The following is a 1,226-nucleotide window of genomic DNA, read 5'->3' as shown; positions in this document are numbered from 1 at the left end:
GATAATCCCTTTATGGTTGTCAGATGAAATACAATAATTCATTTGATAATTATGGAGGGATTTTTATATGTCCAGATCTAAGTTCACAGCCCTCGAGAAGCTCAACCTCCTTGAGGATTACCAGCAGTCAGGTCTTCCCAGAGCTACTTATGCAAGACAGCACGGAATCGGTGAAAATACATTTAAACAGTGGATGATACGTTATCAAAGAGATGGTATTAAAGGCCTGGAAGAAGCCAAGAAGAACATTCACTACAGTAAGGAGTTGAAGCAGGCAATTGTCTTTGCCTACTTGAATGGAGAAGGTACCTTTGATGATCTGGCGGACAAATATGGTCTGCGTAACCCGACTCAAGCAAAAGTCTGGGTCGACATGTATAATGAGGATAAAACTTTGACGGCATCGCCGTTCAGAAAGCAGGTCCCCAATATGCGTAAGAAGACGACTTTCGAGGAACGAATTGAAGTAGTTGAGTACGTGACCAAGCACAAACATTCATACACCGAAGCCGCAGAACATTTTCAGATTTCGTATCAACAGGCACGTTCTTGGGTACTCAAGGCCAAAGATGGCGGCTATGAAGCGCTTGTCGATAACCGAGGCCATCATAAAGACGAATCCGAATTGACTGAACTGGACAAAGCAAATCTTCGCATTCGTCAGTTGGAAACTGAATTGAAAGATAAAGAACTGGTTGAACAGTTTGCAAAAAAATTGCTGGAACTTCAGCGCAGGGGGTGAACAAACAACATCGACTGGCTTACGTCGCAATCAAGGAAGTCAGTCAAGGTAAGCGTGGCGCACTCACCAAGTTATTAGCCGTTATCGGCGTAAGCCGACAAGCTTATTACAAAGGCTTAAAGCGAGAAGAAACTGCTTGGGAAGCCCGCGATCGTCAGCTCAAGGAGCAAACGCAATACTGGTTTGATTTCCATCATCAAGGCATCGGCGCTGGAAATCTTGTAGTGAATCTTGAGCACGATGAGTTGATCACTTTCCGAGTGACACGTAAGATGGTCCGACGCGTGATGCGTGAGCTTGGCTTGAGATGTCAGATTCGGGTTAAGAAACACAACCGTCAGAAAGCAAGTGAGCAATATGTTCAAGACAACATCTTGAACCAGAATTTCGAAACAGACGCACCTAACAAGGTTTGGTTGTCAGATTCAACCGAATTGAGTTTTGGTCCAAATGGCGAATATAAGATCCGACTCAGTGGTGTTCT

Annotated in this window: 2 protein-coding genes; both read left to right on the top strand. The window is 44.3% G+C overall.

Annotation, left to right across the window (positions count from 1 at the left end; all coding sequences use genetic code 11):
- The first annotated feature begins 67 nt into the window (after positions 1 to 67).
- Positions 68 to 742 carry an IS66 family insertion sequence element accessory protein TnpA gene (gene tnpA / locus LB941_RS12230; protein ID WP_253362266.1) on the top strand — a complete coding sequence of 225 codons (675 nt, stop codon included), beginning with the start codon at positions 68 to 70 and terminating at the stop codon, positions 740 to 742.
- Positions 739 to 1,226: transposase family protein (locus LB941_RS12225; protein ID WP_507161419.1), on the top strand; the 488-nt coding region annotated here is incomplete at its 3' end. The genes tnpA and LB941_RS12225, both read left to right, overlap by 4 nt.

This window comes from Ligilactobacillus ubinensis (genome assembly GCF_024160875.1).
GTDB classification, from domain to species: Bacteria; Bacillota; Bacilli; order Lactobacillales; family Lactobacillaceae; genus Ligilactobacillus; species Ligilactobacillus ubinensis.
Note: the sequence above shows the minus strand (reverse complement) of the source record. Positions and strands in the feature narration are given on the sequence as shown.